The 9,479-nt window shown below is 61.9% G+C and carries 10 protein-coding genes and 1 pseudogene; 6 read left to right on the top strand and 5 right to left on the bottom strand.

All coding sequences use genetic code 11. The annotated features are described in order from the left end of the window. The 4 genes from ACXRVY_RS10335 to ACXRVY_RS10320 all read right to left on the bottom strand — a co-directional run. On the bottom strand, positions 1–212 hold a 212-nt coding region (locus tag ACXRVY_RS10335), incomplete at its 3' end, for a TRAM domain-containing protein (protein ID WP_458237345.1). Further along, positions 212–1,114 carry a cysteine synthase CysM gene (cysM, locus tag ACXRVY_RS10330; RefSeq protein ID WP_108215288.1) on the bottom strand — a complete coding sequence of 301 codons (903 nt, stop codon included), beginning with the start codon at positions 1,112–1,114 and terminating at the stop codon, positions 212–214. The genes cysM and ACXRVY_RS10335, both read right to left, overlap by 1 nt. Positions 1,115–1,282: 168 nt before the next feature. After that, entirely contained in the window at positions 1,283–2,704 is a 1,422-nt protein-coding gene (locus tag ACXRVY_RS10325; RefSeq protein ID WP_223459709.1) for a sensor histidine kinase, read from the bottom strand. Beyond that, positions 2,694–3,413 (bottom strand): response regulator transcription factor, encoded by a 720-nt coding sequence (locus ACXRVY_RS10320; protein WP_458237344.1) that lies wholly within the window; start codon positions 3,411–3,413, stop codon positions 2,694–2,696. The genes ACXRVY_RS10325 and ACXRVY_RS10320 overlap by 11 nt, the downstream gene beginning before the upstream one ends. A 215-nt stretch (positions 3,414–3,628) precedes the next feature. Between ACXRVY_RS10320 and ACXRVY_RS10315 the strand changes: the two genes are divergently transcribed. From ACXRVY_RS10315 to ACXRVY_RS10300, 4 genes are all read left to right on the top strand, one after another. Then, entirely contained in the window at positions 3,629–6,382 is a 2,754-nt protein-coding gene (locus ACXRVY_RS10315) for a response regulator (protein WP_458237343.1), read from the top strand. Between the two features lie 71 nt (positions 6,383–6,453). Continuing rightward, positions 6,454–7,446: a 2-hydroxyacid dehydrogenase gene (locus tag ACXRVY_RS10310; protein ID WP_223459716.1), complete on the top strand. Its 993-nt coding sequence runs from the start codon at positions 6,454–6,456 to the stop codon at positions 7,444–7,446. Between the two features lie 77 nt (positions 7,447–7,523). Next, a complete protein-coding gene (locus tag ACXRVY_RS10305) occupies positions 7,524–7,958 on the top strand; it encodes a hypothetical protein (protein WP_223459719.1) in 435 nt (144 codons plus the stop codon). Next, positions 7,958–8,362: an META domain-containing protein gene (locus tag ACXRVY_RS10300; protein ID WP_223459722.1), complete on the top strand. Its 405-nt coding sequence runs from the start codon at positions 7,958–7,960 to the stop codon at positions 8,360–8,362. The genes ACXRVY_RS10305 and ACXRVY_RS10300 overlap by 1 nt, the downstream gene beginning before the upstream one ends. 87 nt (positions 8,363–8,449) lie before the next feature. Here ACXRVY_RS10300 and ACXRVY_RS10295 read toward each other — a convergent pair whose 3' ends face one another. Continuing rightward, positions 8,450–8,917 carry a TlpA disulfide reductase family protein gene (locus tag ACXRVY_RS10295; protein ID WP_458237342.1) on the bottom strand — a complete coding sequence of 156 codons (468 nt, stop codon included), beginning with the start codon at positions 8,915–8,917 and terminating at the stop codon, positions 8,450–8,452. A gap of 114 nt (positions 8,918–9,031) precedes the next feature. Between ACXRVY_RS10295 and arsC the strand changes: the two genes are divergently transcribed. Together arsC and ACXRVY_RS10285 are read left to right on the top strand one after the other, a co-directional pair. Then, entirely contained in the window at positions 9,032–9,385 is a 354-nt protein-coding gene (gene arsC / locus ACXRVY_RS10290) for an arsenate reductase (glutaredoxin) (protein WP_223459726.1), read from the top strand. Further along, positions 9,382–9,479 (top strand): annotated as a pseudogene (locus ACXRVY_RS10285) (NAD(P)H:quinone oxidoreductase); the annotation flags it as partial. The gene arsC and the pseudogene ACXRVY_RS10285, both read left to right, overlap by 4 nt.

The following is a 9,479-nucleotide window of genomic DNA, read 5'->3' as shown; positions in this document are numbered from 1 at the left end:
ACTATGCCGTGGGAACCGAGTAAGCGAGCCTCGACTTCTTCGCCGGCCAACGCACCGATGACGAACCAGGTACGACCTTCGAAAAACGCGATGCCGCGACCGTCATTGGCCAGGCGCTCGATGGTCAGGCGCTGCTTTTTGCCGGTCGGGATTTGCGGGGCCTTGCTGCCGCCGGTGGGCTGGAAGCGCAGGCCTCTTTCATGTTTGGCCATCAGTTGGGCGCGTCGAAAATGCCGGTCGACAAGTAACGGTCGCCGCGGTCGCAGATGATCGCGACGATCACCGCGTTTTCAACTTCTCTGGACAGGCGCAGCATTGCCGCCACGGCGCCGCCCGAGGACACGCCACAGAAAATGCCTTCTTCGCGGGCCAGGCGACGGGTCACGTCTTCGGCTTCGCTTTGGGCCATGTCGACGATCCGGTCAACGCGGTCAGCCTGGTAGATCTTCGGCAGGTATTCCTGAGGCCAGCGGCGGATACCCGGGATCGCCGAACCTTCCATCGGTTGCAGGCCGATGATCTGCACGTTGTCGTTCTGCTCTTTCAAGTAGCGCGACACGCCCATGATGGTGCCGGTGGTGCCCATGGAACTGACGAAATGGGTGATGGTGCCCTGGGTCTGGCGCCAGATTTCMGGGCCAGTGGTGGTGTAGTGCGCCTCGGGATTGTCACCGTTGGCGAACTGATCCAGTACCTTGCCGCGACCCTCGGCTTCCATCTTCTGCGCGAGGTCACGGGCGCCTTCCATGCCCTGTTCCTGGCTGACCAGAATCAGCTCGGCGCCATAGGCCGTCATGGCTGCCTTGCGCTCGGCGCTGGAGTTGTCCGGCATGATCAGGATCATCCTGTAACCCTTGATCGCGGCGGCCATGGCCAGGGCGATCCCGGTGTTGCCCGACGTCGCTTCGATCAGCGTATCGCCAGGATGGATCTGCCCGCGCAGTTCGGCGCGGGTGATCATCGACAGCGCCGGACGGTCCTTGACCGATCCCGCCGGGTTGTTCCCTTCGAGCTTGAGCAAAAGGGTATTGCTGGTGGCGCCGGGCAGGCGCTGCAAACGAACCAGCGGAGTGTTGCCGACGCAATCGGCGATGGTTGGGTACTGCAAGGTCATGGCGTATTCGCAATCCAGACTGCGGGGGCGTCTATCATACCGGCAAACGTTCGCAGGCCATATCACGCAAAGTGTGGTGCTTATGGTTTATGGGAATAAGCAGATATTTTGCGGTGAACATCAGGACCTCATCGCGGGCAAGCCCGCTCCCACAGGGTACCGGGGTGATCACACGTTTCGCGGTTCAAACACGGTCAATGTAGGAGCGAGCCTGCTCGCGATGGCGTCGTCACGGACACCGCCATCATCCGCCAACAACCGCATATTCAAGCGCAACCCGCTCCCGGTGTTCTGCGCCCACAGCTGTCCGCCCTGACGCTGCACCGCGTTCCGGGCAATGCTCAAGCCCAGTCCGAATCCACCATCCCCTGGCCGCGAACCGTCGAGTCGGGTGAACGGCAGGAAGATCCGCTCCAGATCAGCTTGCGCCACACCATCGCCCTGATCCTCCAGCCACAGGTGCCAGAAATCGCCATCACGCTGGCCACCCAGCTGGACAATGCCTCCCGCTGGCGAATGACGAATCGCATTGCGCAGAATATTTTCCAATGCCTGGGCCAGGGTGTTGAGATGACCGCGAACCCAACAGGATGCATCCACCGTGCATTGCAACTGCGTATCGGGCCAGCCACTTTCATAGCTGGCGTTCTCCGTGAGCATTTCCCACAGGGCCTGGATCTGAATGGCTTCGTCGGGCAATCGGGTGCGCTCGGTATCGAGCCAGGCCAGTTGCAGCGTGTCATCCACCAGACGCTGCATGCCATCGACCTCACGGCCGATGCGTTCGCGCAATGGCTCCAGCCCCTGCTCGCTTTCACTGGCCACCCKCAGGCGGCTCAAAGGCGTACGCAATTCGTGGGACAAGTCGCGCAGCAGTTGCTGCTGCAAGGCCACGGTGCTTTGCAGGCGTTCGGACATATGGTCGAACGCCCGCCCCAGCTCACCCAATTCATCGGAACGATTGGTGGTGCGGCTCGATAGGCGCACATTCAGTTGGTCGGCACGCCAGGCGTTGGCCTGCTCACGCAAGTGGTTGAGCGGCACCACCAGCAAACGGTAGAGCCCGACGCACAGCAGCAAGGTGAACAACCCCGGAATCACGCCGTTGGTGATCACCCGCCAGAACAACCGGTATTGCCCAGGCAGAAAGCGTTCAGGCAGCTCGATCACCAGGCTGCCGGCGGACGGGTCGCCGGGAAACGGTATGCGCATCCACGGCCGGCCTTTCTTGTGGATGGGCCAATCGAGGCCGCGCAAAAAAGTCAGGTGCTCGATTTCCCGGTCCGTCAGCGCTTGACTGCTCAACGACTGCAAATCACCGCCGATCACACCCACCCAACTGGCTTCATGCAACTGGATGTCCTGCAACCATTCATCGACGCCGGCGCTCTTGCGCTGTCGCCATGCTTGCTCGGCCTGCGCGGCATAGTGCGTCAGGGTGCCCCGGGCTTCATCCGAGAGGAACTGATTGCGTTCCTCCATGTAGCGTCCCCAGGACCAACTGAGCCAGATCATCAGCAAGCAGAACGCCACCAGCAGACAAGCCAGTTTCCAGAACAACGAATGCCTGCCCGGCAAGTTACATTTCATCGGCGGCGCTCAGGATGTAACCCTTGCCCCATACCGTACGCACTTCGCGCTCGGTGTAGCCAATGGCCTTGAGCTTGCGGCGGATCTGGCTGATGTGCATGTCCAGGCTGCGGTCATGGGCCGCGTAACCACGCTGCAGCACCTGCTGATAGAGGAAGGCTTTGCTCAGTACTTCGTCGGCGCTACGGTGCAGCGTCTCCAGCAGCCGATACTCGCTGCGGGTCAGGCCACCGGCCTGTTCGCCGTAAAAGACGTCGAAGCTTTCATCGTCGAAACGCAGGCTGTCCATCGACAGGGCCGGCACGGCGGGCGCGGGGCGGCGGTCGAGTGCCACCCGCCGCAGAATGGCTTCGATGCGCACCCGCAACTCCACCATGCTGAAGGGCTTTGGCAGGTAATCATCGGCCCCCAGGCGAAAGCCGCTGATGCGATCGGCCTCGGCACCGAGGGCCGACATCAGCAACACCKGGGTGGAATGGCTCTGGCGCAATTGAGTCAGTACCGCCAGGCCGTCCATGCCCGGCAGCAGGATATCCATCAACACCACGTCGAAAGGTTGCCGGCGGGCAATGTCCAGGCCTTCCTGGCCGTTCTGGCACCAGGTCACCTGGAAGCCGCTGCGGTCCAGGTGCTCGTGAACATAGGCGCCGAGCACAAGGTCGTCTTCGATGGACAGGATTCGGGGGAGACCAGCAGTGATGGGAGTCATGACTATCTGCAAACAATTCTCAGTTGAGCGATTATTCAAGATTGCCTCGCCAGGGGCAACCCACGGTTTGTCCGTATCGCCAAAGAGTCGCCCGGGCCGACGAATGACTGCACCATTTTTACGAAGATTGCCCGCGAGCAAATCGCTACACTGCGCAAGTGGTGCATGGCGGATGCATGTACGGGCCGATAAATAGCGGGATGCAGGAGAGATGCGTGCTCAAGAAACTGGGAATCAAAGGCCGCGTGCTGTTGCTGACCCTGTTGCCGACCAGCCTGATGGCATTGGTGCTGGGGGGTTATTTTACCTGGATGCAACAGGCTGACCTGCAAACCCAACTCATGCAGCGTGGCGAAATGATCGCCGAGCAGTTGGCTCCACTGACGGCGCCAGCCATGGGCCATCAGGACAACGAACTGCTCGAACGCATCGCCACCCAGGCCCTGGAACAAACCGACGTACGGGCCGTGACCTTCCTGGCTCCCGACCGCACGTTGCTGGCCCACGCCGGCCCGTCCATGCTCAATCAGACACCCTCTGGCAGTGGCACGCAAATGCTGCGCAGCAGCGGCAGCGATGCGACCCGCTATCTGCTGCCGGTATTCGGTAAACACCGTAACCTGGCCGGGGACGTGATTCCTGAAGAAGCCGACCGCCTGCTGGGCTGGGTCGAGCTCGAACTGTCCCATAACGGCATGCTGTTGCGCGGTTACCGCAGCCTGTTCGCCAGCCTGATGTTGATCGCTACGGGACTGATCGGTGCGGCACTGCTGGCCCTGCGCATGGGTCACACGATCAATCGGCCGTTGAGCCAGATCAAGCAGGCCGTGGCCCAACTCAAGGACGGCCACCTGGAGACCCGCTTGCCGCCCCTCGGTAGCCAGGAACTGGATGAACTGGCTTCCGGCATCAACCGCATGGCCGGCACCCTGCAAAATGCCCAGGAAGAATTGCAGCACAGCATCGACCAGGCCACCGAAGACGTGCGCCAGAACCTGGAAACCATCGAGATCCAGAACATCGAGCTGGATCTGGCGCGCAAGGAGGCCCTGGAAGCGAGCCGGATCAAGTCCGAATTCCTGGCCAACATGAGCCATGAAATCCGCACGCCGCTCAATGGCATTCTCGGCTTCACCCACCTGTTGCAAAAAAGCGAGCTCACCCCACGCCAGCTCGACTACCTGGGCACTATCGAAAAATCCGCCGATAGCCTGCTGGGGATCATCAACGAGATTCTCGACTTCTCGAAAATCGAAGCTGGCAAGCTGGTGCTCGACCATATTCCGTTCAACCTGCGCGACCTGCTCCAGGACACCCTGACCATCCTCGCCCCGGCCGCCCACGCCAAGCAGCTGGAACTGGTGAGCCTGGTGTATCGGGACACGCCGCTGTCACTGGTGGGCGACCCGCTGCGGCTCAAGCAGATCCTGACGAACCTGGTGAGCAATGCGATCAAGTTCACCCGCGAAGGCACCGTCGTCGCCCGCGCCATGCTCGAAGAAGAACACGAAGACACCGTGCAGCTGCGCATCAGCATTCAGGACACCGGCATCGGCCTGTCGAACYAGGACGTACGCGCCCTGTTCCAGGCCTTCAGTCAGGCCGACAACTCGCTGTCGCGGCAACCCGGCGGCACTGGCCTGGGTCTGGTGATTTCCAAACGCCTGATCGAACAGATGGGCGGTGAGATCGGCGTCGACAGCACGCCGGGGGAAGGGTCGGAATTCTGGATCAGCCTGAGCCTGCCCAAAGCCCGCGACGATGCCGAAGACCTGCCCGCCGCGCCGCTTCTCGGGCGCCGGGTGGCGGTGCTGGAAAACCACGAACTGGCCCGGCAGGCGTTGCAGCATCAACTGGAAGACTGCGGCCTCAACACCACACCGTTCAACACCCTGGAAAGCCTGRCCAATGGCGTSACCGSCGCYCACCAGACCGATCAGGCRATCGRCYTKGCRGTGCTCGGCATCACCAGCAACGACATGCCGCCGGARCGCCTCAACCAGCACATCTGGGACCTCGARCAYCTTGGCTGCARAGTGYTGGTGCTGTGCCCGACCACGGAACAGACGCTGTTCCATCTTTCCGTGCCCAACCCCCACAGCCAGCTCCAGGCGAAACCGGCCTGTACCCGCAAGTTGCGACGCTCCCTGTCTGATCTGGTCAACCCGCGCCCGATGCGCAGCGAGCCGGGCGAACCGCTGTCCAGCCGTGCACCGAAGGTGCTTTGCGTCGACGACAATCCGGCCAACCTGATGCTGGTGCAGACCCTGCTCGAAGACATGGGCGCCAATGTGCTCGCCGTGGAAAGCGGTTTTGCCGCCATCAAGGCGGTGCAGAACGAGACATTCGATCTGGTGTTGATGGACGTGCAGATGCCCGGCATGGACGGCCGCCAGAGCACCGAGGCGATCCGCCAATGGGAAAGCGAACGCCATTGCACGCCGCTGCCGATCGTGGCCCTCACCGCCCATGCCMTGGCCAACGAAAAACGCGCGATGCTGCAAAGCGGCATGGACGACTACCTGACCAAACCGATCAGCGAACGGCAATTGGCGCAGGTGGTGCTGAAATGGAGCGGCCTGGCGCTGCGCAATCACCGCCCGGAGCGCTCCGGCGATGGGCATGCTGGCGCCCACGACCTGTTGGTACTCGACCACGACGAAGGATTGCGCCTGGCCGCCGGCAAGGCTGATCTGGCGGCGGACATGCTGGCGATGCTGCTGGCGTCCCTGGAGGCCGACCGCGAAGCCATCCGCCTCGCTCAGCAAAGCAACGACCACAACGCCCTGATCGAACGGGTCCATCGCCTGCATGGCGCGACGCGTTACTGCGGCGTACCGCAATTGCGTGCGGCCTGCCAACGCAGCGAAACCCTGCTCAAGCAACAGGACCCGAATGCCAGCGTGGCACTGGAGGAGCTCGAGCGGGCGATCAATCGCCTGGCGGCCCAGGCGCGCATGAATGCTTGATGCAGCGCAACTGCGTCAATCGAACATCAGCGTAAGCTCAGTTCCTACAGAAACGGGACAGGGAGGACATCATGCGTACGATTCTTTTCAGCAGCCAGAACTACGACCGCGACAGTTTTCTCGCTGCCGAACAACCGGCCGGCATCGAGCTGCAATTTCAGCCGGCGCGCCTGAGCCTCGACACAGTGGCGCTCGCCCAAGGGTATGAAGCGGTCTGTGCGTTCATCAATGATGACCTCGGCGCGGCGGTGCTCGAACGCCTGGCCGCCGGTGGTACACGCCTGATCGCCCTGCGCTCGGCCGGTTACAACCACGTCGACTTGCCGACGGCAAAGCGTCTGGGACTGGCCATCGTGCGCGTCCCGGCCTATTCGCCCCACGCGGTGGCCGAACATGCGGTGGCGCTGATCCTCGCACTCAACCGCCGCTTGCCTCGCGCCTATAACCGCACCCGCGAAGGGGATTTCAGACTGCAGGGGCTGACCGGTTTCGACCTGGTGGGCAAGACCGTCGGGGTGGTCGGCACCGGGCAGATCGGTGCCACCTTCGCCAAAATCATGAGCGGATTTGGCTGCCGGTTACTGGCCTGTGACCCCTACCCCAACCCGCAGGTCGAAGCCCTCGGCGCGCGCTACCTGAGCCTGCCGCAACTGCTGGCCGAGTCGCAGATCATCAGCCTGCACTGCCCGCTCAACGAGCAGAGCAGGCACTTGATCAATCGCCAATCCCTGGCGCACATGCAACCGGGTGCGATGCTGATCAATACCGGGCGTGGCGGCCTGGTGGACACGCCGGCGCTGATCGATGCATTGAAAGACGGTCGCCTGGGTTACCTGGGGCTGGATGTGTATGAGGAAGAGGCGCAGTTGTTCTTCGAGGACCGCTCCGACCTGCCGTTGCAAGATGATGTGCTGGCACGGTTGCTGACCTTCCCCAACGTGATCGTCACCGCGCACCAGGCCTTTCTGACCCGCGAAGCGCTGGACGCGATTGCCACCACCACATTGCGTAACATTGCAGCCTGGACGGCGGGCACCCCGGAAAACCAGGTGACGGGAGACTGAAACGGATCGAAGGTCATCTGCCTGCGCGATGCGGTGTGCAAGCCCGTGATAGCATATCGCGCATATTTGGAGGACCCATGGTCGAACACGATTTCCGCTACAGCCTGATGAACCCGCAACACACCCTCACCGAATGCCGCGCCCTGGTGCCGGGGCGCTATCAGGTCACCGGCAACGGTGGCTCGATTCGCAACAACGACGTGCTGGTCGTGACCCTCAAGGGTGCCAAGGACTTGTCCATGCGACTGACCGTCGAAACGGTTCGCCACCTGATCAACCCGCCCGGTCAATGGGTCGCGGTGGCCAGTGGCCCGGTATTCGGCGAACTGGCCATCCACACCTGGCAAGTGAACTGTGACAGCTGCGCCAAAGAGCTGAGCTTCGAGTTCGCCGTCGATGCCAAACTGGGCAACAAGGCCGAAAAGCCTGCCGCCACCGTGCGGATTGCCGAGCTGGGCTGGACCACCGTTGGCGAGAAACACCTGTGCCCAAAATGCCAGGAGCCTGCGTGATGAAACGCCTCGCTCTGAGCGCGATGGCCGGAGCCAGCCTGCTGGGCTGCGCCGCCGAGCCGGTGCAGTTGCAACAAAACCGCAGCTACATTCTGGAATGGATCGGTGAGCGGCCGTTGATGGACTACAGCCACCTGACCATCACCTTCGCTGAAGACGGCCGGGCCTATGGCAATGGCGGCTGTAACCACTGGTTCGCACCGTACACCCTCGATGGCGACAAACTGACCTTCGGCAAAATCGGCAGCACCCGCAAACTGTGTGCACCGGCGCTGATGGAACAGGAAAAACGCTTCCTTCAGGCCCTGGAAAACGTCCAGCGCTGGGACGTCTCCCCGATCGAGCAGATGCGCTTCTGGCCAGCCGAAGGCAAGCCACTGCGTTGGTGGCTTGAGGAGGGTTGATCCCCTGAAAGATCGCAGCCTGCGGCAGCTCCTGCATGGATTGTCGAACACCCTGTAGGAGCTGCCGCAGGCTGCGATCTTTTTGCTTTAATTTTTCGCCTGCAACGCCTCAAGCTTCGCCATCACCCCCGCCGCCGTCTGTTCGCCCATCAACTGCTCACGCACCTTGCCCTTGTTATCGATGATGTACGTCACCGGCAACGCCTCACTGCGCGGCAGCTCGAACAGCTYGGTCGGGTCCTGGGCCAGCACCGTGAACTTGATCCCCAGCTTCTCGCTCGCGCCCTTCAGCTCTTGCCCCTGGACGTTGTCGAAGTTGACCCCGAACACACCGATTTTCTTGTCCTTGAGCTGCTCGGCCAGGGTGTTCAACTCCGGGATCTCGGTACGGCAAGGCCCACACCATTCTGCCCAGTAGTTGAGTACCAGCCATTTGCCGTCCAGTCGGTCGGCGGCGATTTTATGACCGTCCTGGTCGATGCCATAGTCATTCCCGCAGCCCCCCAGCATCAACGTTCCGATGATCGCCAATGCCGCTGCCAGTCGCCTTGTCATGTCGTGTTCCTTGTCAAAAATTGAATGCGCTTGCGACCCATCGCCTCTCACGGTTCTGGATTGCGCGCCACACAGTTAGAATAGCCGCCACCTTACGCAAGATGCGACCCGCTCATGACCGATCTGACGCTTTATCACAACCCGCGCTGCTCGAAATCCCGCGGTGCGCTCGAATTGCTTGAAGCCCGTGGCCTGACGCCCACCGTGGTCCGTTACCTGGACACTCCGCTGGACGCCGCGCAAATCCAGAGCCTGCTGGGCAAACTCGGGATCGGCGCCCGGCAATTACTACGCACCGGCGAGGACGAGTACAAGACCCTCAACCTGGCTGACAACAGCCTGAGCGAAGCACAATTGATCGCCGCTATCGCCGCCCACCCGAAACTGATGGAGCGACCRATTCTCGAAGTCGGTGACAAAGCCATCATCGGCCGCCCACCGGAGCAGATCCTGGAATTGTTGCCATGAGTGCGCCGTACATCCTGGTTCTGTACTACAGCCGCAGCGGTTCGACCAACGAAATGGCCCGGCAGATTGCCCGCGGTGTCGAACAGGCCGGGCT

This window comes from Pseudomonas sp. P5_A2_2, assembly GCF_054177685.1.
This window is presented reverse-complemented; position numbering and strand designations above follow the sequence as displayed.